At 44.2% G+C, this 22,063-nt stretch carries 22 protein-coding genes and 1 pseudogene; 13 read left to right on the top strand and 10 right to left on the bottom strand.

The window, feature by feature from the left end; genetic code table 11:
* From F6K63_RS09510 to F6K63_RS09500, 4 genes and pseudogenes are all read left to right on the top strand, one after another.
* Positions 1-162, top strand: coding sequence for a DUF29 family protein (locus F6K63_RS09510; protein WP_008189554.1), 162 nt, complete (start codon positions 1-3; stop codon positions 160-162).
* A 387-nt stretch (positions 163-549) separates the two neighbouring features.
* Positions 550-824: pseudogene (locus F6K63_RS37150) on the top strand (DUF29 domain-containing protein); the annotation flags it as partial.
* Between the two features lie 163 nt (positions 825-987).
* Complete coding sequence (locus tag F6K63_RS09505) at positions 988-1,563, top strand: Uma2 family endonuclease (RefSeq protein WP_071106478.1); 576 nt, start codon at positions 988-990, stop codon at positions 1,561-1,563.
* A gap of 92 nt (positions 1,564-1,655) precedes the next feature.
* Positions 1,656-2,900, top strand: coding sequence for an FAD-dependent hydroxylase (locus F6K63_RS09500; protein WP_071106479.1), 1,245 nt, complete (start codon positions 1,656-1,658; stop codon positions 2,898-2,900).
* Positions 2,901-2,917: 17 nt separating this feature from the next.
* On the opposite strand, the gene F6K63_RS09495 is transcribed toward F6K63_RS09500, so the two are convergent.
* Positions 2,918-3,541: a hypothetical protein gene (locus tag F6K63_RS09495; protein ID WP_008189561.1), complete on the bottom strand. Its 624-nt coding sequence runs from the start codon at positions 3,539-3,541 to the stop codon at positions 2,918-2,920.
* A gap of 419 nt (positions 3,542-3,960) precedes the next feature.
* Here F6K63_RS09495 and F6K63_RS09490 point away from each other — a divergent pair, with 419 nt between their 5' ends.
* A complete protein-coding gene (locus F6K63_RS09490) occupies positions 3,961-5,439 on the top strand; it encodes a leucyl aminopeptidase (RefSeq protein WP_287311856.1) in 1,479 nt (492 codons plus the stop codon).
* Between the two features lie 360 nt (positions 5,440-5,799).
* Here F6K63_RS09490 and F6K63_RS09485 read toward each other — a convergent pair whose 3' ends face one another.
* The 3 genes from F6K63_RS09485 to F6K63_RS09475 all read right to left on the bottom strand — a co-directional run bounded on the left by F6K63_RS09485 (position 5,800) and on the right by F6K63_RS09475 (position 7,356).
* Positions 5,800-6,141 (bottom strand): helix-turn-helix domain-containing protein, encoded by a 342-nt coding sequence (locus F6K63_RS09485; RefSeq protein ID WP_271968504.1) that lies wholly within the window; start codon positions 6,139-6,141, stop codon positions 5,800-5,802.
* A 42-nt stretch (positions 6,142-6,183) separates the two neighbouring features.
* On the bottom strand, positions 6,184-6,483 hold the full coding sequence (locus tag F6K63_RS37730; RefSeq protein WP_008189566.1) for a type II toxin-antitoxin system HigB family toxin: 300 nt from the start codon (positions 6,481-6,483) through the stop codon (positions 6,184-6,186).
* Between the two features lie 579 nt (positions 6,484-7,062).
* Positions 7,063-7,356, bottom strand: coding sequence for a hypothetical protein (locus tag F6K63_RS09475; RefSeq protein WP_229414750.1), 294 nt, complete (start codon positions 7,354-7,356; stop codon positions 7,063-7,065).
* A 15-nt stretch (positions 7,357-7,371) separates the two neighbouring features.
* Here F6K63_RS09475 and F6K63_RS09470 point away from each other — a divergent pair, with 15 nt between their 5' ends.
* A complete protein-coding gene (locus F6K63_RS09470; protein ID WP_287311853.1) occupies positions 7,372-9,096 on the top strand; it encodes an ABC transporter ATP-binding protein in 1,725 nt (574 codons plus the stop codon).
* Here F6K63_RS09470 and F6K63_RS09465 read toward each other — a convergent pair.
* Complete coding sequence (locus F6K63_RS09465) at positions 9,081-9,245, bottom strand: hypothetical protein (protein ID WP_287293467.1); 165 nt, start codon at positions 9,243-9,245, stop codon at positions 9,081-9,083. The two genes, F6K63_RS09470 and F6K63_RS09465, sit on opposite strands and share 16 nt — an antisense overlap.
* Positions 9,246-9,523: 278 nt before the next feature.
* On the opposite strand from F6K63_RS09465, the gene F6K63_RS09460 reads away from it, so the two are divergent.
* From F6K63_RS09460 to F6K63_RS09450, 3 genes are all read left to right on the top strand, one after another.
* A complete protein-coding gene (locus F6K63_RS09460; protein WP_502708293.1) occupies positions 9,524-10,234 on the top strand; it encodes an ABC transporter ATP-binding protein in 711 nt (236 codons plus the stop codon).
* A 358-nt stretch (positions 10,235-10,592) separates the two neighbouring features.
* A complete protein-coding gene (locus F6K63_RS09455; protein ID WP_008189576.1) occupies positions 10,593-12,959 on the top strand; it encodes an ABC transporter permease in 2,367 nt (788 codons plus the stop codon).
* A 342-nt stretch (positions 12,960-13,301) separates the two neighbouring features.
* Positions 13,302-14,756, top strand: a complete 1,455-nt coding sequence (locus tag F6K63_RS09450) for an efflux RND transporter periplasmic adaptor subunit (protein ID WP_287311849.1) — start codon at positions 13,302-13,304, stop codon at positions 14,754-14,756.
* Positions 14,757-15,290: 534 nt separating this feature from the next.
* On the opposite strand, the gene F6K63_RS09445 is transcribed toward F6K63_RS09450, so the two are convergent.
* The gene (locus F6K63_RS09445) at positions 15,291-15,665 is read right to left on the bottom strand and encodes a c-type cytochrome (protein WP_044495179.1); all 375 of its coding nucleotides are present in this window, start codon (positions 15,663-15,665) and stop codon (positions 15,291-15,293) included.
* 454 nt (positions 15,666-16,119) lie between these two features.
* Between F6K63_RS09445 and petG the strand changes: the two genes are divergently transcribed.
* On the top strand, positions 16,120-16,233 hold the full coding sequence (petG, locus tag F6K63_RS09440) for a cytochrome b6-f complex subunit V (protein WP_070395274.1): 114 nt from the start codon (positions 16,120-16,122) through the stop codon (positions 16,231-16,233).
* 50 nt (positions 16,234-16,283) lie between these two features.
* On the opposite strand, the gene rsmD is transcribed toward petG, so the two are convergent.
* Complete coding sequence (gene rsmD / locus F6K63_RS09435) at positions 16,284-16,823, bottom strand: 16S rRNA (guanine(966)-N(2))-methyltransferase RsmD (protein WP_008189583.1); 540 nt, start codon at positions 16,821-16,823, stop codon at positions 16,284-16,286.
* Positions 16,824-16,896: 73 nt separating this feature from the next.
* Complete coding sequence (gene hisH, locus F6K63_RS09430) at positions 16,897-17,553, bottom strand: imidazole glycerol phosphate synthase subunit HisH (RefSeq protein ID WP_008189584.1); 657 nt, start codon at positions 17,551-17,553, stop codon at positions 16,897-16,899.
* A gap of 61 nt (positions 17,554-17,614) precedes the next feature.
* On the opposite strand from hisH, the gene F6K63_RS09425 reads away from it, so the two are divergent.
* Positions 17,615-18,124, top strand: coding sequence for a pyroglutamyl-peptidase I family protein (locus F6K63_RS09425; RefSeq protein WP_287311847.1), 510 nt, complete (start codon positions 17,615-17,617; stop codon positions 18,122-18,124).
* Between the two features lie 84 nt (positions 18,125-18,208).
* Entirely contained in the window at positions 18,209-18,625 is a 417-nt protein-coding gene (locus tag F6K63_RS09420) for a hypothetical protein (protein WP_287311845.1), read from the top strand.
* A 530-nt stretch (positions 18,626-19,155) separates the two neighbouring features.
* On the opposite strand, the gene ylqF is transcribed toward F6K63_RS09420, so the two are convergent.
* Both ylqF and F6K63_RS09410 read right to left on the bottom strand, forming a co-directional pair.
* The gene (gene ylqF, locus F6K63_RS09415; RefSeq protein WP_287252962.1) at positions 19,156-20,022 is read right to left on the bottom strand and encodes a ribosome biogenesis GTPase YlqF; all 867 of its coding nucleotides are present in this window, start codon (positions 20,020-20,022) and stop codon (positions 19,156-19,158) included.
* A gap of 134 nt (positions 20,023-20,156) precedes the next feature.
* The gene (locus tag F6K63_RS09410; protein ID WP_287252960.1) at positions 20,157-20,573 is read right to left on the bottom strand and encodes a universal stress protein; all 417 of its coding nucleotides are present in this window, start codon (positions 20,571-20,573) and stop codon (positions 20,157-20,159) included.
* A gap of 191 nt (positions 20,574-20,764) precedes the next feature.
* Between F6K63_RS09410 and F6K63_RS09405 the strand changes: the two genes are divergently transcribed.
* Entirely contained in the window at positions 20,765-21,970 is a 1,206-nt protein-coding gene (locus F6K63_RS09405; protein ID WP_287252959.1) for a phosphoglycerate kinase, read from the top strand.
* The last annotated feature ends 93 nt before the right edge of the window (positions 21,971-22,063 follow it).

Genomic DNA, 22,063 nt, shown 5'->3' with positions numbered 1-22,063 from the left:
GTGGAAAAAGCATACACAAAAGACTTTAATTACTGGACACAACAAACAGCACAGCTGTTGCGAGAAGGTCGTTGGCAAGAGATTGACTTAGAAAATCTGATTGAGGAGGTTGAAGACTTGGGCAAGAGTGAAAGGCGGGGAATTACCAAAAAATTTGGGTAATCGCGCCCCGTCCTTATAGGACGGCTTTTTTTTAAATTAAGACTTGACGGTTTTCTCGCATCGTGTTAATATAGATGAATAAAAAAAAAATAATGTTCTAGATAAACATGATCTTAAAATAAGTAGATGATGTAAAAAATAAGCTAAGAGATAAGCCTATTGCATAATCAAATCTAACGATTTGGATATCTACGAAAACATCATAAGATCAAGAAAAAGTTTATCTAACTTGTTAACTAGATTAGGTACGGTGGGGCACACCGAAACCTGGGTCATAGACCAAGTACGCTTGTGAAGAGGAGACCTCTATTTTTTCTGGCTCCGGCCTGGTTAAACAAGTCACCCCGTTGAAGCAAGAATCCCCGTCCTTCCAGGGCGGGGAGTGTCAATAGCCAATTGATTCGCCTGCTGTTACATTTGCTCAAGTGGCAATACCAGCATCAGCGTCGCTCGGATAGCTGGCTGGATTCGATTACTGACGCATTGAAGATAGTCCGAGTCTCAGGAGCTATCCAGCCCAGCAGCTGGAACAAAGCTATCAGCGGGCTCGCCGTAAGGCAGCCCAGCAAACCGGAATGCCTGTTTCGGTTTTCCCAGAGGCTTGCCCCTATTCTCTTGAATTGGCCTTAGATCAGGATTGGTTACCAGAAGCTGAAAATTAAAGCCTATTTTATGATAAAATAGGGAATATTGAATTAATTGATATTGGGGTGAGTTAAACCATAACTTGGAATGAAAAAATCAAGGCACTAGAGGCATGGGTTGATAAATTGTAAAAGAATAACTCCTCATACAATTAAGCTGTGTTTTTAAAGTTAAGTTATCATGACCCTGATCAAAACTAAGCGCTTTAGCCTAGCTGACTATCATCGCTTGATTGATAATGGTTTTCTAACAGAAGATGACCGGGTGGAGTTGATTCGGGGAGAGTTAATACAAATGGTGGCGAAGGGTACCTCCCACTCGGTTTGCAACACTAAGTTATGGCGAGAGTTGGACAGACTAGTAGGCGACCGTGGGGTGGTACGGGGACAGGAACCAATCATCCTATCCAACGACAGTGAACCGGAACCGGATGTTGCGATCGCATGGGGTCAGGCGGATGACTACTTACCAAATCACCCTTATCCAAAGGATATATTGCTGGTTATTGAGGTGTCAGATTCAACCCTGGAGTATGACCAGACCGTAAAGCTCTCCTTATATTCAGAAAACCAAGTTCAGGATTACTGGATTGTTAACCTGGTGGCTGGTCAACTAGAGTGCTATACTCAGCCCTATCAAGATACTCAAAGAAATTTCGGCTATCGGGTCAAACGGGTGGTGTTGCCCAATGAAACGGTTACCATTCCTGGCCTTGGAGATTTGTTCCTAGAGTTAAGTCGTGTGTTTCCAGGTTGAACAAAATTGGATCAGTTGATGGGTTGATCTAAAAGCGTCAAAATGAAAAAGAGTATATATTCCTATTTACCGAGACACTTACTACTATAATTATGGCGCTGGAACTGCTGATTCAAACTACCTCAGCAACCCATCAAAGTTTTGATTACGACCTAGCCATTGTCGGGGGTGGCATTACTGGTTCTACCCTGGCCTGTGCGTTGAAACATTCTGGGTTGAGCGTATTACTCATAGAAGCAAAACCGAAGTCAGTGGCAGCTGCCAGGATACAAGCCTATGCTTTGTCTATCCTCTCAGGGCGTATTTTCGCAGGTATTGGGGTTTGGGATAAAATCCTGCCGCATATTAGCACATTTCGGCAGATCAAGCTTTCCGATGCGAACCATTCCGGTGTGGTAAATTTTCTCCCTTCAGATTTAGGTACCAACGCCCTAGGGTATGTGGGAGAACACCGTCCGGTTCTAACCTCGTTGCAAGAATTTTTGACAGATTGCCCCAATGTTGACTGGCTGTGTCCAGCAGAAGTAGTGGATGTAGACTATCAGGAGTCTGGGGTGGAGATTACTGTCAAGGAGGGTGATACTCAGCATCGCATTAGGACAAGGCTAGTGGTGGCGGCTGATGGAGCGCGATCGCAAATTCGGACTAAGGCTAGGATTACGACTCGTGGCTGGAAATACTGGCAATCTTGCGTCACTGCCCGGATTAAAACCGAAAAGCCCCATAATAATACGGCTTTTGAACGCTTCTGGCCTAGTGGTCCGATGGGGGTGCTGCCCTTATCAGAGAATCGCTGCCAGGTGGTGTGGACAGCACCCCATGCTGAAGCCAAAGCTTTAAAAGAACTAGACGAAGATCAGTTTCTAGCTAAGCTGGAATACTACACTGGTGGTCTGTTGGGTCGCTTGGAATTGGAATGCGATCGCTATTTGTTTCCAGTGCAATTGATGCAGAGCGATCGCTACATTCAGTCACGATTGGCACTAATTGGTGATGCTGCCCATTGTTGCCATCCTGTCGGTGGTCAAGGACTAAATCTCGGCATTCGCGATGCTGCTGCCCTTGCCCAAGTTTTGACTGAGGCACACCAAGCAGGGGAAGATATTGGAGCCATAGAGGTCCTTAAGCGCTATGAAAACTGGCGCAAGCAAGAGAATCTGGTCATATTAGGGTTTACCGATACCCTAGATCGGATGTTTTCCAACAACTGGTTACCAATAGTGGGGATACGCCGTCTCGGCCTATGGATGCTGCGCCGTATTCGTCCAGTCAAGATTTATGCTTTGAAGTTGATGACTGGTTTAAGGGGAAATATTCCTCAAGTTGCTCAACAATAGAGCAGTGACTCTCTTACTCAATTACTGCTAGAGAGCGCTGCGATCAGAATTCTGGTTAAGGGTTCTAAATCCGTTGGTACCCGGTAGAGAGTCAATTGTTGGGTGATTAATTTATCTTGACGGTGCAGAATACCAAACTGCCAGATTGTTCCAGTTGAAACGGCTCCAAATAGTTGTGGCTGTTGCTCAACCGATGCGCATTTCTCCCACTGATCGAGAGCGATCAGTTCGACTGCCATCTGAGTGAAACCATTGGTAAGATCCTCTTGCTTTGCCTCAACTACTAACAGATTAGTCGTTGTCCTCAGCAAATAGTCCAACGCGCCTTGAAGCTGATTGCTGACCTTGATTGAATACTCAATTCGCAATTGCGCCCTTGTGTAGTGAATTAAATCTGCCATCACAGGTGCAATTAACATCTCCCGCCGGGATTGTTCGTTGCTCAGATCCAGGTAAGGTAAGATTTCTTCGAGGCGTGATTGGCGCTCCTGCAATCGATCTAACTCACCCTGATATTGCCGCAAATCCAATAAGGTACGTTCTAGTGAATAGCCATATTCTGCCAAGATTTCATCCGTCGGAGTTTTGAGTTTGGCTATTTCACTGAAGCTATAAGAACGGTTGGGGTCGAGCAGAGGCATAGGATGGAAACCAGAAATCAGCAATTAAGGGGAAATATTCCTCAAGTGGCTCTACAATCAAGCATCGCTTAAGTCAATAGAACACTTCTTTCTAGTTTGGCTTACCTCGTCAAGCCAGTAAGACCTCGACAAAAATGTTTAGTTTCGTATAGCGTTGTCGAGGATTTACTTTTTGTGTGTTAACTGACTCGATATTTTGAGCCATAAACGTCTCGATCCGGAACAAGTTTATTGATAGTTTATGATTATCAATTCTAAATATAACACAGATAGAATGTTTTTTTCGTTAATCGTCAGATAAAATTTCAACAATCTTTACACTAACTAACCGCCACACCCCCTCACCCCATTACCAGTCAATATTTGTTATGGTATTGGTTCAAAAACTATTCATTGTAATTACCTAGACAGAAAAAAATATGGAAATTCGCGGAACCGATACACCACGGTTAGACTGGACTGGCGATGGCCTAGCCATTGGGTTATTTGAGGATGCTGTAGAGCTGACTGGTGATTTAGCCGAGTTGGATCAGAAACTGGCTGGTACGATCACAGAATTGATCGAGGAAACAGAATTTAAAGGTAGCGCTAATAGTTCTGCTGTCACCCGTGTGGGATCCGGTAGCCCAATCCGTAAAATTATCCTGGTAGGATTGGGTAAACCTGATGACCTGACGTTAGATACATTGCGCCGTGGGAGTGCCACAATTGCTCGGACTGCCAAACAGCAAAAGATTACAACTCTTGGAATTAGCCTACCCGTGGTTAATGATTACCCGGCAGCAACCGCACAAGGGATCACTGAGGGGATAATCCTGGCACTACACCAAGACAATCGCTTTAAGTCGGAATCGGAGGATAAGGGCGCAAAGCTGGAACAGATTGATTTACTGGCATTGGCTGGGCAAGAAGCAGGGATTGATAAGGCTCAGAAAATCTGTGAAGGAGTAATTTTGGCACGAGAGTTGGTGGCAGCACCAGCTAATCAGGTGACACCAATTAGTTTGGCTCAGACAGCAGAGGAGCTGGCATCAGAGTATGGTTTTTCCCTGGAAATCTTGGACAGGGAAGCCTGTGAAGAACTGGGAATGGGTGCTTTTCTTGGGGTTGCCAAAGCCTCAGATCTGCCTCCCAAGTTTATTCATATGACCTATAAACCTGATGGTACTCCAAAACGCAAATTAGCGATTGTGGGTAAGGGCTTAACCTTTGACTCCGGTGGCTTGAATCTTAAAGGTGCTGGTAGTGGCATCGAGACTATGAAAATGGATATGGGGGGGGCGGCGGCTACCTTGGGGACTGCTAAGGCAATTGGCCAGTTGAAGCCGGATGTCGAGGTTCACTTTATCAGTGCGGCCACGGAAAATATGATTAGTGGTCATGCCATGCACCCAGGGGATATTCTTACTGCTTCTAATGGTAAGACGATTGAGGTCAATAATACGGATGCCGAAGGAAGACTAACCCTAGCAGATGCTTTAGTGTTTGCGGAAAAATTAGAGGTGGATGCGATCGCAGATTTAGCTACCTTGACTGGTGCCTGTGTTGTAGCATTGGGAAATGATATTGCTGGTTTATGGACCACTGATGAAACAATAGCGCAACAGTTTAAAGATGCGGCAGAAGCGGCTGGTGAAAAATTATGGCAGATGCCCATGGAAGAGAAGTACTTTGAGGGATTAAAGTCTCAAATTGCTGATTTCAAAAATACTGGACCCCGTGCAGCTGGTTCGATTACGGCAGCCTTGTTCTTGAAGCAATTTGTTAAGGAAACGCCTTGGGTACATATCGATATTGCTGGAACAGTTTGGACTGATAAAGAAAATGGTTGTAATAATTCTGGTGCGACTGGCTTTCCAGTTCGTACTTTAGTGAATTGGGTATTGAGTGAGACTTAAGGTAATAGGTAATGGGGAATGGGTAATAAGTAATCGGTAACTGACCCAACTATACTTAATATCATTACTTAAGATCATTCCTTAGTTTAGCAACCCCCTAGTAAGGCACGGCGGAAATAAAGATACCTTTCAAAAAGAGCGAAACACTTATATAATAAGTATGCAATAATTTTGAATTTTAACTTCCGCCCAGCATTACTAGCTATGGGTTTTTAAGGAAAGCCATTGGCTGAGCTAGATAATTTTATGATTTTATGGAACAGGGAATAGGTAATAGTTAAAAACTCCTGTGTACCTGATAAGTATGGAAAACTCTATACATCGAATCGAAATGAAGTTTTAGCAATTGGTGAGCGCTTTTCACATAAACAAACTGGAATCAACTTGAAAAAAAACTCCCAAGGTTTTGGCTTGATATTTGCTAATTTCTCGCTTTCCATTAACGATGTCATCAACGGTTTTTTTAGAGCCAATAATTCCCACTAAATCCGCTGGTTTTATGTCTTTTTGATCCATTAAAAAAAGTAACATAGACTGAGGCTCAGATCTAATCCCTGGTGAGTAATAGTCTTGTTCAAATTTTTCAATTAATGTAATCAGCAATTCATAAATTTCATCTTCTTCTGGTGTTCGTTTAGGTCGGTGCATCAACTCTTCTACAAAAGCTAAAGCTTTTTCATTCTCTTCTTCTGTTTTAATCATTTTAGGTTGATATTTAATTAACAGTTTTTTTATGGCTTTTGATTAAAAGTAAGGGTCATTCTTCCAGTTATTATAGTCGTATTCTGCGTGATTCAGAATATACTTGATGTAAATTAAATGCTTTTCATAATCTATACTTACAATTAAGCGGTACTTATTCCCCTTAATATTAAAAACTGTAAAATTTCCTACTGCTTCAGCTTTTCTAAAAACTGATTGTACCTCAACTAAGTTAGACCAAGTAGCCTGATTGGCAATCTTATACCAGTTATCGAGAGCATCATGGCAATCAGCGTGTTTTTCACTAAATTCCCGCAAACGTCGATAGCTGATCACATGCATTTGATATCCTCTTTGGTGCCCTGAACCTAGACACAACTCTGATTTCCTGTCTTGATGCAAAGCGCGAGTGGGGGAAACCACGGCAAAGCGCGAGTGGGGGGAACCACGGCAGTCGCTCATGGGGGAAACCCCCAAGACCGCGCTGCCTCCCCAAGACCGCGCTGCCTCCCCAAGACCGTAATGGTGCGTTTTCCGCATTAAGAATGAAATTCGCCACGGGTCGCACCTCTGCATCGCTTTATTTTGAAACCAAAGGGAATAGAGCTATTCCAAGTTATGTTAACTAGCCCAATCAACTTTTGCGTAATCGGATTGCCTTGAATGGGACTGGTCTTGAACTGGGGCAATAAAAATGATTGATAACGCCCAAATTTATTAAACCTGGGAAATCCATATTATCTGGTGTTAAATGCTTCTATGGTCTTGTGCAGTGGTTTAATCACATCCTGAGTTACCTGAGAGTGAAATGCTTTTTGGGGCTTGAAGCTCGAAGACAGATAAAATTATTATTTTTAAGGCCACAGTAGTTCTGACTTTGAATACCAACCAATGATCAGCATATCACAATAATGGTCATGGTCACAGAGAACGTAGTGCGTTCGCGAAGCGTGGCCTACGGCCAATCGCGAAGCGTGACATGCACGGGCTTTGCCCGACGCTGCGCGAACGGTCAATCGCATTTTGGGAAGTCTGTAGGGTGGGCATTGCTGGGCAAATCCCAAACCACTTCCAACGAAGCCTAGCCACCAATGCCCACCAACTAAGGTTTTTCATTCCCAACTGTTTGAGCCATGGTTTGAACCATCTCAGGCCAATGGGGTGCTTGTCACCATCAGCTAACCGTAAGTGATAGGTTAAAACAGAAGCCATCATTCTCCCAATTGACACTTGAAACCCCACTCTAGTTACTGGCAACTGCGACCTTACCTTCGTTCCCAACGCTTAACTCTGGCTCAGACATTGGTTTGTACATTAGTATTCACCGTCTGCTGGCCCCTACTCCTTTGGCTATCTGAGCCCTTTTTTGCTGTGGTCGGACAGGGAAAACTGGTCAGGAGTCTTCAGCTAGCTGGGTTAGCTGCTGTTGTATTTCTGACCCAGAAAATAGCGCAGTACTGTTTATATACCCTATCAGCAAAAGCTTCACTACAGATTGCCCTCCATTTACGCCAAAACGTTTTTAACCATTTGCAGCGCCTCAGTATTGGTTACTTTGAAGCTGCTAGAACTGGTGACCTTACCTACCGACTCACCGAAGATCTCGATCGGATTGGGGAGGTGATTTACAAAATTGTTCGTGATTTTATTCCTTGTGTCTTGCAACTGATTGTAGTACTAACTGCTGTCATCTATATTAATCCAGAACTGACCTTAGCCATAGTAATTATTGCACCATTGATGGGCTTGTTGATTGGTTGGTTTGGGGAACAGATCCGGAAATTCTCCCATCGCAGCCAAAATCGGATATCGGATTTGTCCGCAATGCTGACGGAAGTGTTTAGCGGGATTCGGTTAATCCAAGCTTTTGCCGCAGAAGACTATACCCTGGAAAAATTTAGCCAAGAAGCGGAAAACAACCGCAAAGCCAAGTATGCTGCTGAACGCCTCAGAGCAATTCAGTTTCCAATAGTTGGTTTTCTAGAAGCGTTGTGCTTCTTGTTACTATTATTGTTGGGAGCATGGCAAATTGCTGAAGGTAACCTCACGGCTTCCAAGTTTGTCAGCTACGGTATCGGTGTTGCCATGTTGATTGATCCGATCAACATCTTAACCCAAAACTATAATGAGTTCAAACAGGGAGAAGCATCCATAGACCGCATCTTTGAACTATTTGCCCTTGAGCCAACGGTAATGGAAAAGCCAAGCGCTATAGTTTTACCCCCAGCGACGGGTAGGGTGGAATACTGTAATGTCAGCTTTGCTTATCAACCTGGTGACCCTGTACTGAGAAATTTGAATTTAGAAATTGCTCCAGGAGATGCGATCGCATTAGTAGGCGCTTCTGGTGCTGGTAAAACTACTTTGGTTAATCTCCTGCCCCGCTTCTATGATCCGCAATCTGGAGAAATCCTAATTGATGGAATTAATATTCAAGATATTACCCTCAATAGTCTACGCCGTCAGATTGGCATTGTTCCCCAGGATACCACTCTCTTTTCAGGTACTATTGCTCAGAATATTGCCTTTGGTCAATTAAAACCTGACTTTAAAGCTGTTCAGGAAGCGGCTAAGATTGCCAATGCTCACCAATTCATTATTAAACTATCCCAAGGATATCACACTTGGGTAGGGGAGAGGGGAATTAATTTATCGGGAGGGCAACGACAACGGATTGCGATCGCACGAGCGGTACTGCTCGATCCTAGAATCTTGATTCTCGATGAAGCTACCTCCGCTTTAGACTCAGAATCAGAAGCCTTAGTACAAGAAGCCTTAGAACGGATTATGAAAGACCGCACTGTTTTTATTATTGCTCACCGATTAGCAACAGTGCGCCGTGCTGACCGGATTCTGGTTGTAGAACAAGGACGAATTGTTGAATCGGGAAACCATGAAGTACTGTTAGAAAAAGGTGGTCGTTATGCTCGGTTTTATGCTCAGCAATTTAATTGATTTAATTGCTCTAGTAAAGGGAACAGGGAACAGCGGAATCGGGAATCGGGAATCGGGAATCGGGAATCGGGAATCGGGAATCGGGAATCGGGAATCGGGAATCGGGAATCGGGAATCGGGAATCGGGAATAGTAGACAATAATTGTCACAATTTATTTAGGATTTATATCTAGTCATTACTCTTGAAATAATCAATCATGAATTATAGCAATTTGCAGATATTTTGATTATCAAAATTGAACAAAAAATATTGATTAAATTTTTCAATTGGCAATAATAAATCACTTATATTGAATGCTAAATAGTTTTTCCCTGTTCCCTGTTCCCTGTTCCCTGTTCCCTATTCCCTGTTCCCTGTTCCCTGTTCCCTGTTCCCTGTTCCCTAAAAACTTAGAAATATTTACTTAGTAAAGTCGCCAACCGCTATATGAACAATGAACCTATTTTCAAAGTGCGTGACGTGACTAAAACCTATCAGATGGGGGAGGTGAATGTTCAGGCACTAAAATCAGTTACTATTGACCTCTATGGAGGAGAATTTGTAGTATTGCTTGGTCCGTCTGGAAGTGGCAAGTCCACTCTGCTGAATATTCTCGGAGGACTTGATGTTCCCTCCTTCGGACAAGTCAAATTCTATAATCGTGATTTATCAAGTGCTGATGATCGTGCTCTTACCCGCTTCCGTCGGGAGTGCGTGGGTTTTGTGTTCCAATTCTACAATTTGATTCCCAGCTTGACGGCTCAGGAAAATGTTGCTCTGGTGACCGAAATTGCTCCTCGTCCGATGCGTCCTCGGGAAGCTTTAGGACTAGTGGGACTGGAGCATCGTCTTAACCATTTTCCGGCTCAATTATCTGGGGGTGAACAACAACGGGTTGCGATCGCTCGTGCTATTGCCAAACGTCCTCAAGTGCTCCTATGTGATGAACCAACCGGAGCGTTAGACTTTCAGACCGGTAAGCTAGTATTGAATGTATTGGAGCGAGTCAATCAGGAATTGGGAACAACTACTGCTGTAATTACTCACAATGCTGGAATTGCGGCTATGGCAGATCGGGTGATTACCATGCGTAGTGGTGAGATTATTAGTGTACATGGTAATCAGACTAAGATTGCTCCTGAGGATTTAGAGTGGTAAGTCAACGATTGAGTATATTAAGAATTGAATCAAATTACCTAGCTCGATAGAAAACCGGAGGTATAAAAGAACTAGAGGGAGTCACAAAGTAAAAGACTTCCCAAGGAGTTGAGCTATGATAGCAATATTATTAACAACTTTCTTAGTTTGCTGTCTGTTCGGCTTGACATTAGTTTGTGAAGCTTTGTTTTATACAGAAGAAGAGCAGTTATAAAAAATCGAGCGTTGCTTAATAATGGAATGATTTTAAGAGTTTTTAGGTGCGCTTTCCGTATTAAGAATTAAATTCGCCACGGGTCGCACCTGTAGAATGGGCATCTTGCCTGTTCCTGACATTTTCGGTTGGTCTTAGACTTCCATGAATTCCCTAGACCGTAAACTCTTACGTGACCTATGGCAATTACGAGGTCAGGTGATTGCGATCGCATTAGTAGTAGCCTGTGGCATTGCTAGCTTCGTCCTAGCCAGGAGTGCCTATAGCTCTTTGCGACTAATCCAAGACACATATTACAACCGCTACCATTTTGCCCAAGTTTTCGCTTCCCTCAAACGCGCCCCAGAAAGCCTCAAATCCCAAATTGGTGCTATTCCCGGTATTGCCCAAACCCAAACTCGGATTGTGGTTGATGTCACCCTTGATGTGCCTGGTTTAACAGAACCAGCCACAGGAAGACTAATCTCAATTCCTGAGCGTCGTAAGTCCAAACTCAACGACTTATTTATTCGTCAAGGTCGCTATATTGAACCAGGACGAGGAGATGAAGTACTTGTCAGTGAAGCCTTCGCCCAAGCCAATCAACTCAACTTGGGTGATACCATGGGTGCCATTATTAATGGACGTTGGGAAAAATTGCGAATAGTAGGAATTGCCCTATCACCAGAATACGTTTATGAAGTGCGAGGTGCTGGAGAAATCTTCCCAGATAATCGGCGATTTGGAGTGGTTTGGATAGGTCGGGAAGCCTTGGGTAAAGCCTTCGACCTTGATGGTGCCTTTAACGATGTCAGCCTTTCCTTAATTCCAGGGGCTCAAGAAAGGGAAATTATTAGCCGTTTGGATCGATTACTGGAACGCTACGGTGGGTTAGGTGCTTATGGAAGGGAAGATCAGCTATCCCATCAAATTCTAGCAGATGAACTCAGCAGTTTGGAAGTCTCTGCTACTTTTATGCCTTCGATTTTTTTAGCGATCGCATCTTTCCTACTGCATGTTGTCCTCTCTCGCCTAATCGGAACCCAACGGGAGCAAATTGCTGTGCTCAAAGCCTTTGGTTACAGTAACCTAACCATCGGTATCCATTATCTTAAATTTGTCCTTGCCATTGTCAGTGTAGGAGGTATCCTTGGCACCCTAGTTGGTCTTTGGCTCGGCAATGGACTAACCCAACTTTATGCTGAATTTTTTCGCTTTCCCCTACTACGCTATGACGTCAGCTCAGACTTAGTCGCCACCGCCATCTTAGTCAGCTTTACCGCAGCAGCAATTGGTGGACTAATGGCGGTACGTCGGGCAATTTCCCTTCCTCCAGCCCAAGCCATGCGTCCCGAACCCCCAGCTCAATTCAAACCTATCATTATTGAACGGCTAGGTCTACAGCAGTTTTTATCCCCTGCCGGTGGTATTATCCTCCGTAATTTGGAACGCAAGCCCATCCAAGCCTTCCTATCCATTATGGGAATAGCTGTTGCTGTAGCAATTCTCCTGACTGGGTTGTACATCGGAGATGCACTGACATACCTGATGGATTTTCAATTCCGCCAAGTACAACGGGAAGATCTCACCATTATCTTTAATCAACCCCGTCCCGCACGTACCCGTTACGAAATCACTCACTTACCAGGAGTGATTCGTTCCGAACCATTCCGCATCGTACCAGTACGTTTACGCTTTGACCATCATACCTATCGCAGTGCTTTAACTGGAATCGACCCAGCCGGAGAATTCCGCCGTCTGCTAGACAAGAATTGGTACACCGTGCATCTACCCCCAGACGGAGTTGTCATGACTACCAAACTAGCCGAAATCCTAGGTGTTACTCCTGGAGATACCCTAACCGTGGAAGTCCTGGAAGGAAGCCGTCCCGTGCGTCAAGTTCCTGTAGTCGGCTTGGTGGATGAACTCTTCGGTGTCTCAGCATATATGGATATCCATGCCCTCAACCGACTGATGCGAGAAGGACAAACTATTTCTGGTGCTTACCTCTCCGTTGATCCTCACCTTGCTAGTCAGCTTTACTATCGCCTCAAACGTCTACCGGCCATTACCGGTATTGCCACCCGTGAAGCCAACCTAGAAAGCTTTGAGGAAATTAGTGCTAAACTTCTGCGAGTCTTCACAGCAGTACTAGTAATTTTTGCCTGCATTATTACCTTCAGCGTAGTCTATAACTCAGCACGGATTGCCCTATCAGAAAGAGGACGAGAATTAGCCAGTCTCAGGATTATGGGATTCACTCGTGCTGAAATTGCCTTTATTCTCCTAGGTGAACAAGTTATTCTTACCCTACTCGCCCTTCCAATTGGTTTTGGACTCGGATACGGTTTAGCTGCTTTAATGTCTGTTGCCTATAATTCTGAACTTTACCGTTTTCCCTTAATTATTACTAAAGATACCTATGCTTTTACATTTGTTATCGTAATAGTAGCAGCATTATGTTCTGGGTTAATTATCCGCAGAAAGCTGAATCGTCTGGACTTAATCGCTGTTTTGAAAACCAGGGAATAAGCATCAACATGGTGATAGTTACATCAGTGCGGAGCCTGCTGATTCCTTTGTATTCAGCTTAGTTTGCATGTTGTAACTAAGGGTGCATCTCACTTTTAGAAATGTTGCGTAGGGTGCGTTAGGGGCGGGCTAGCCCTGATTTTCCGCCTCTTCGTTCCTGGTTGAAACAGCCCGCCCCGTAACGCACCATCAGGTCAAACAGCTTTTAGGAGATGCACCCGTAACTAACACAAGCTATGGAACAGTAAAAAAGTAATAGCAGTAATTAAATAGTAGTAATTAAATAGTAGTAATTAAATACTGTTGCGATCGCAAAATCAATTCCGCGATTTTAGACACTTCATGAAGCACCTTCCTCAACGGCTAACTTACCTTATGGTTGGAGTTGGCATCATCACAGTAGTTGTCCTAGCATTTCGTCCTGCACCGATTCGGGTTGATCTAGCCGAAGTTAAACGCAGTAGTTTGCAAGTAACAGTGGATGGAGAGGGAAAGACCCGTATCCGCTCCCGCTTCGTAGTTTCAGCTCCTGTTGCCGGTCGGCTGGCGAGGATTAAACTAGATGAAGGAGATAAAATTAAACAAGGGGCAATAATTGCCCAAATTGACCGCCTTCCTCTAGATGCAGACGTCCGAGAAGCTCAAGCACGGCTAAGGCAATGGCAAGCAGAGCGTGATGGGGTAGCAACCAAGCGACCAAAACCAGAAGCTTTATTCCAGGCTCAAGCCCGGATCCGGTCAGCAGCAGCCCAACAGCAAGAAGCTCAAGCTCGGGTCCAGCAAGCATTAGCAGCACTAGAGCAAGCAAAACGCGATCGCCAACGCTCCCAACAGTTATACATTGATGGCGCAATCTCTCGTAAAGACCTCGAAACAGCTCAATTGTTAGAAACTACCCGCCAGAGGGAATTAGAAGCAGCACGACGGGAAGTGGACAGTGTGGCCGCTGAAGTAGTAGCAGCCAAAGAAGCCCGTGCCATTCTCCAAGCCGAACAGAGAGACCCTGACTATTTACTTGATGTCTACAATGCTCGCATTGCCAGTGTTCAAGCTGAACTTGCCAAGCTAGCCGATGAAGCAGCCCGTGCCGAAATTCATTCCCCAATTGATGGTTATGTCCTACGAGTCCTAGAAGAAAGTGCTCGATATGTAGAAGCCGGAACTCCCCTGTTGGAACTAGGAAATCCTGCCGACCTAGAGATTGTCGTTGATTTGCTTTCTACTGATGCGGTCAAAGTCAAGCCAGGAGCAAAAATGTTCATTGAACATTGGGGGGGAGAGCGCACCCTAAACGCTCAGGTGAAGTACGTCGAACCCTCAGGTTTTACCAAAATTTCAGCTCTTGGGGTAGAAGAACAGCGAGTGAATGCGATCGCTAATTTTGTAGATTCCCCAATTCCTTTAGGTGATCGCTACCGAGTAGAAACACGGATTGTAGTTTGGGAAAGCTCAGATGTGCTAGTCGTTCCCTTAAGTGCCATTTTCCGCTGCGACTCACAACAAAATAGCTCCTTGGACCCGATTGCACAAAATAGGGATGATTTGTCCGTGTCTGCAACAGGGGGAACACAGGGAAGTAACCAATTTTCAGATCATCAAGGGAGTATCCAGCGCTCCAACTTCCAGACTTGGTGTACGTTTGTGGTGGAAAACAACCAAGCGAAGAAACGTCAGATTATAATTAGTCAGCGCAGTAATCTTGAAGCAGTGATTCAACAAGGACTTCGAGAAGGAGAAATAGTCATCTTGCATCCCACTGAGCAAATTCAGGAAGGAAAACAAGTTGCACCCCGTTGACTAGCTATCCGTTGACTAGCTATAATATATAATTCGAATTTGAGATGTGAAACTTAATTGATAGCAAAAGCGATGGGCGTTGCTGAATTCAGGTATAACTTCAAGTTAGTGATCGCTAAATCAAAAATCAATTAGCAACGCCAAAAATGCTATAAGTCAAGCAACAGTTAACTGGCATATTTTTTATTCAACCTTCAACCTTCAACCTTCAACCTTCAACCTTCAACCTTCAACCTTCAACCTTTAACCTTTAACCTTTAACCTTTAACCTTTAACCTTTAACCTTTAACCTTTAACCTTTAACTTTCAACCTTTAACCTTCAACCTTCAACCTTCAACCTTTAACCTTCAACCTTCAACCTTTAACCTTTAACCTTTAACCTTTAACCTTTAACCTTTAACCTTTAACCTTTAACCTTTAACCTTTAACCTTTAACCTTTAACCTTTAACCTTCAACCTTCAACCTTCAACCTTCAACCTTCAACCTTCAACCTTCAACCTTCAACCTTCAACCTTCAACCTTCAACCTTTAGTTACAATTGTTCCAGGTAACTCAACAGGTCTGCCATATCTCTAGTTTGAGGTTGAAACTTAGGCATTGGTGGTGTTCTACCACTAATCACTTGCTGAATCAGACTCACGTCAGACTTTCTCTTAGAGATACTCACTAGACTTGGTCCTACATGACCATCCCCTTTGGCTCCATGACACCCGGCACAGTTGATTTGAAAAATGGCATCACCTCGGACTGGATCACCGTTGAGGGACAAAACCTTTTGTACATAAGGATCCCAATCCTGCATCATGGGAATTCCGATCAGGCTAAGACTTATAGCAAGCAAAGCGACTAGTACTATCAAGGTGACTCGCCGCACTAGAACTCTAGGTTGGACAAGCTGGTTTTCCAATGGGTCTCCTGTCAAGTTGACTATCAATAAAGCGCTTGTAATCTCGATAAAACTGAACCATTGATTAAGTTGTGTTAAGCAATGATAAGTAAATACTTAGACTAAGTATTATTTTTGTTTATAAACATAGCTTAAAATTTATGGAGTCATTAATCAAGATCTTGTCGTGTATTTGTATTATATGCTACACTATGTCTTAACCATATACCTGATACTAGCGGAATAGATCGATGGTATACATTTTGGTATATAAGCTGGGATATAGGTAAAAGTATTCAACCCAAGTCAGGGCTTAGGTCATGAGGTCAGAACCTCCTGAGTGTGACTGAGCAATCTCAACCCATGGAACTCAGGATGGTTGATAAATAACTGTTTCACCACCAGCAGCACCCTAAGGTTGATCAGAGCTAGTAATATGAGAAACAGGTAAAAAAACTTAATTAGGAGACTTAGTGTGGTAGAACCGTTGCTTGTTGGGATTGTCCTTGGCTTAATACCTGTTACTCTATTGGGACTGTTTTTTGCTGCCTATATGCAATACCAACGGGGTAATCAACTTGGGGGTTAGTTTTTCCTTCCCAGAGCTGATCAACCACTGACCATTACCAAACCCCTGACCTAAACCAATGGGCAATAGAAGGTCAAGGCAGTATTGCCATAGACCTTCTGGCGACAAATTTCTAAATTGGGGATTGGTTTTGGTTGCCAGTAGTTAGAGCTATGCTCAACAGCTAACTCACCATGGGTGTCGAGGAGCTGGTATTGAGCGATCGCATCTAACACTGGCTGGTACAAATCACTAGCGTAGGGGGGGTCAAAATAAATGTGGTCAAACTGCTGAGGAGCCAAGGTTTTCAATCGCCTGACCACATCCCCTTGCAACACCCGAAATTCTTGCTGCGGCTGAGCCATCTGTTGCCAGTTCTGACGAATAATTGAACAAGCTTTTGCCCATTTGTCAATCCCTACCACCAAAGCAGCTCCCCGACACAGAGCCTCAGCCCCCATTGAACCACTACCAGCACATAAATCCAGCCATCGGCAATTCCCTACACTGCCTTGCCAAATATTAAATACTGCCTCCCGCACCCGTGCTGGTGTCGGGCGGGTAATTTGTCCTGGCAAAGTTTTCAGTTGGCGATTGCCGTAAATTCTCATCCAAACACAGGACAGTGGGGAGCGTGCTGATTACATCAGTAGTAGTAGCATAATTTTAGAATAAGAATAATTTTCAGGCTTTGGTGACAAGTGTACGATCATGGCAGTAACTCTTGACCTGAGCCACGAAATTAGACAAAATTTGCAGTCCTGTAGTAGAAGACTTTTCCGGGTGAAACTGTACTGCTACGACATTATTGTAAGCGATCGCAGCCGTCACGGTTTGACTCCCATGAGTAGTAGTTGCGGCTCGAATCATAGGGTCAACTGGGTCAACATAATAAGAATGGACAAAATAGACTCGCGGATTGCCTGATAAATGCTGCCAAAGGGTACAATCCGGTTGAGTAAACTCTAGCTGGTTCCAACCCATATGGGGAATCGTAATACTTGGTTCTCGACGAAAGCGCCGCACTGTCCCAGGCACAATCCCTAATCCAGGTTCTGTGCCTTCTTCACTTGCCTCAAACAGAATTTGTAAACCTAGACAAATACCTAAAAAGGGTTTACCGCTGGCAATGGCTTGTTTAATCGGTTGCTCCAGGTTACGCGATCGCAAATGTTGTATCGCTGGGTCAAACGCCCCCACTCCCGGTAGTACCACCGCATCCGCCTGTTCTATATCTGCTGCTAAATCTGTCACTTTGGTAGTTGCACCAGCTTTCTGTAACCCTTTACAGGCAGAGTGCAGGTTCCCCATGTCGTAGTCTACAACCGCAATTACTGGCATTAACCTGCTTTCCCTTACATTGAACTATTGAAGCTCTTTTTATTCTAATTGGTTCTGTTGGATGAACAAAAAAATCCTCTTGACATCCTTTCAAACCTGGTTACCCGATCAGGTATCTAACTCCTCTGATGATTTATTAGGGAAAATTGCTCAAACCAATGATTTATCTGCTTCCCTGACTTTTCTAAGACAGTTGCCCGTCGATATTGCCGAAGCTAGTGCTCAGGTAATTGCCACAATTGATCAAATACAACCCGATGGGATTATTTGTTGTGGAATGGCGAGTAAGCGGCACAAATTAACTGTGGAATCCTGTGCTACTCGTGAAGATGCCTGCCTTCAAACCCCAGTGAACTTAGAGCAACTAGTAGCTGCCTTGAGTGGATGTGAGATTAGCCATGATGCTGGTAAATTTGTCTGCGAAGGACTCTATTACGAAGTGTTGAAGTATCTTGGAGAGCATCACCTCAATACTTCTTGTATCTTTGTTCATGTCCCTGTGCTGAATCCAGAGAATTTGCCTGGTATCTTGGCTGATTTTAGGATAATTTTGGAACAAATGGCACAATAGACTTTGCCGCATTTGTCGGTAACTTCAGATCCGGGAACTTCCGATCAGCACAGAATAATTGAGAAAAACACTATCACGAAAGCAATGCAGCGCCTTAATGAGAGGGTTTCCCCCACTCGCGCTTTGCATCAAGACAATACATTGACAAGAAGCCTAATCAAGACAACCTTCAACCTTCAACCTTCAACCTTCAACCTTCAACCTTCAACCTTCAACCTTCAACCTTCAACCTTCAAATTTCAACCTTCAACCTTCAACCTTCAAATTTCAACCTTCAACCTTCAACCTTCAACCTTCAACCTTCAACCTTCAAATTTCAACCTTCAACCTTCAACCTTCAACCTTCAAATTTCAACCTTCAACCTTCAACCTTCAACCTTCAACCTTCAACCTTCAAATTTCAACCTTCAACCTTCAAATTTCAACCTTCAACCTTCAACCTTCAACCTTCAACCTTCAACCTTCAACCTTCAACCTTCAACCTTCAACCTTCAAATTTAAACAAATACAAACTCTTGTTAAGAAATATTGATGCTTATAGCAGTATATATTAATACAGGTAAACAGAGCTTACGCAATTCAGCCATCGACACACTACCTGTATGGGTTAAAGGGTAACTGTTAACACCACCTGTAGAGTTCTTGCGTAAGCCCTGCATCAGCTGTTTCGGTGCTCAATATTGATTATAGGACTGATTGAAAAACTTTTCCCTCGGCAATATTACTGAAGTTGGTTACGCTAATTAGCTCAAGTCATCTGTCTTAAGTTAGGGTTAGCTCCTCAAGTCCCTTCCTGGCTTAAGTTCTGATCTTGATTTTTCAATAAATATTGACAATATTGGTTCAATCAGACTATAATCATCAGATTTATAGAAAAAGATATCCACAGGGAACTTAGGCTCGCGCTCTACGACTCCCGCTGTGCTACTCGCTCTGTGCGACGCTCACTAGCTAGTACTCACTAGTAGAATCGCGCTTGTAATTGTACTTGTGTAGATGCTGTAGATGCTAAGCAATTACATTGGTGGTACTTAGGGTAGTACTTCTGGTGGTACTTCCAATGCAATTGCTCCGAGTAAACCCTTACGAAAATCCCCCAATAGTTGCCGCGCTGTACGTTCGATGTTTCCCTGATAGCGATAGTCGGCTAAACCATGTAAGTAATCTTCAGCGGTCAATGGGTTTGGGTCTAGTTGGTACCGCTTTTCTAAAGAAGACTTTAATAAAAGAGTGTACTCCTTCATCTTATCTAAATCTTTCAGGAATGCAACCAGTGCTGTTGCTACCCGTTGGTTGTCGTAAGATGCTTCACCAATGTCATCACAGATAGCTAACTTGAGCGCCTGCTGCTGATTGTTTAACTTGGCAGGAATAACACCAGGAGCATCAAGTAGTTCAAGTTGGTCAGAAATACGTATCCAACGCAATTGGCGTGTCACACCGGGACGACGAGCACTCTCTACCACACGACGTCCCAAAAGTCGATTAATTAAAGCAGATTTACCGACATTGGGAAATCCAATCACCACAGCTCGGACAGGACGAGGTCGCATTCCCCGTGAGCGCCTACGTCGATTGATTTCCTCCCCAGCTGTCTGGGCTGCTTTAGCCACAGCTCGGATACCCTTACCCTGTTGAGCATTAGTGAAATAGGGGATATCCCCTTGCTGTTGAAACCACGATTCCCAAAGTTGGCGCATCCTTGGATCAATCATATCCACCCGGTTGATCACTAACACCCGAGTTTTATTACCCACCCACTGGTCGGTTTGAGGATGATGGGTAGATAGGGGAATCCGAGCATCCCGCACCTCTAATACCACATCCACTCGCTTCAACTGTTCTTTGAGTTCTCGCTCAGCTTTGGCAATGTGTCCGGGATACCACTGGATTGTCATTAGTCATTAGTCATTGGTCATTAGTCATTAGTCATTAGTCATTGGTCATTAGTCATGGGTTAATTGAAAATTGACCATTGACAATTGACAATTAGCAAGCAAGCAATTTTATTAGACCAATGACTAATCACAAATTAGGGAACAATCAAAACTGGGCAAGGGGACAAATTAATCACTCGATCGGCCACGCTATTAGGTATACCTTCCTCTGTCAAGCCTGGCCCCCGAGAGACCATCACAATTAAATTTGCCCCAATTTCGTCAGCCACATCGCAGATCACGAAGGCAGGCTTTCCTTCCCGCTCCAGGGTTTTGGCTTCAATGCCTTGCTGAGCAAATAGTGCTTTGGCACCGTTAAGCAGTTCTGTTACTACTTCAGGGGATTTCATTGCATCGTGAGCAGCTGCTGTAGCCTGGCCAGGGTCAGGTTTTTCAACCACTGACAGCAGATATAGATTGCTGCCGTACTTTTGCACTATGTTCCCAACAACCTCAGCAGCTTCACGGCTTTCTCGACTTGAGTCAATGGGAAATACAACGGTATTGAACATATCACAGATTTCCTCCAGGATCCGGACTCCGGTAAAATGTGAACGGTCTTAACAAAAGAATACCTTTTGTCCTGGTCATTCAGCTGGTGATTTACCAGTTAATGTACAGCGAACTCTCTGAGGTCAAATCATCCGGCAAGACGGCTGATAGTCAGGGATTAGCAGGCAATAGCAATTAGGAGATTAATACTGTGTCCAAGAAAAGTGTAGCCAATTTAAGTGAATCAGATTTAGCCGGAAAAACGGTATTGGTCAGAGCAGACCTGAATGTACCCCTGGATGACAATGGCTCCATCACCGATGATACTCGCATTCGTGCTGCTTTACCCACTGTTCAAGATTTACTTAAGAAAGGGGCAAAGGTAATCCTGTGTAGCCACTTGGGACGACCCAAGGGACAAGTGAAGGAAAGCTTGCGTCTAACCCCCGTTGCTGAGCGTCTTTCAGAACTTCTGGGTCAACCGGTGACCATGTGTAAAGACTGTGTTGGAGACGAGGTGGCTGCCCAAGTTGGTGCTTTGGAAAATGGTCAGGTGGCTTTACTGGAAAATCTCCGCTTCCACGCTGGAGAGGAAAAGAATGACCCAGAATTCACCAAACAGTTGGCATCCCTTGCTGATTTGTATGTCAATGATGCTTTTGGCACAGCCCACCGGGCTCATGCCTCTACTGAGGGAGTCACCCATTACCTGAGTCCTTCTGTAGCTGGCTACTTGATTGAGAAGGAACTGCAGTATTTACAAAACGCTGTAGAAAATCCTGAAAAGCCTCTAGCTGCAATTATTGGCGGCTCTAAGGTGTCCAGTAAGATTGGGGTGATTGATACTCTACTGGAGAAGGTCGATAAACTGCTAATTGGCGGTGGGATGATTTTTACCTTCTACAAGGCCCGTGGTATGAGTGTGGGTAAGTCCCTGGTGGAAGACGATAAGCTGGATTTGGCGAAATCTTTAGAAGCTAAGGCAAAAGAGCGCGGTGTAGAATTGCTGTTGCCCACCGATGTGGTCATCGCAGATAATTTTGCCCCTGATGCTAATTCCCAGACTGTCAGTATTGAAGCTATTCCCGATGGCTGGATGGGTTTGGATATTGGTCCAGATTCTGTGAAGGTGTTTCAGGACGCTTTGGCAGATTGCAAAACTGTAATCTGGAATGGTCCGATGGGAGTGTTTGAGTTTGATCAGTTCGCTAAGGGGACAGAAGCGATCGCAAACTCTATGGCTGAGCTGACCAAGACAGGTGCATCTACCATCATTGGTGGTGGTGACTCAGTAGCTGCCGTGGAAAAAGTTGGTGTTGCTGACCAAATGAGCCACATTTCCACCGGTGGTGGTGCCAGCCTTGAGTTACTCGAAGGCAAGGTTTTACCTGGAATTGCTGCTTTAAATGATGCCTAACTAGAGTTTTTTAAACCATTGTTTTAAATCCTAGTTTTACATAGGGAGATAGCATTGCTGTCTCCCTATTTAGCATTGTCTTGATGGGAAGAT

Origin of the sequence: Moorena sp. SIO1G6, from assembly GCF_010672795.1 — a bacterium.
Lineage (GTDB): Bacteria > Cyanobacteriota > Cyanobacteriia > Cyanobacteriales > Coleofasciculaceae > Moorena > Moorena producens.
The sequence above is the reverse complement of the archived record's forward strand: the minus strand, read 5'-3'. Positions and strand labels throughout refer to the sequence as shown.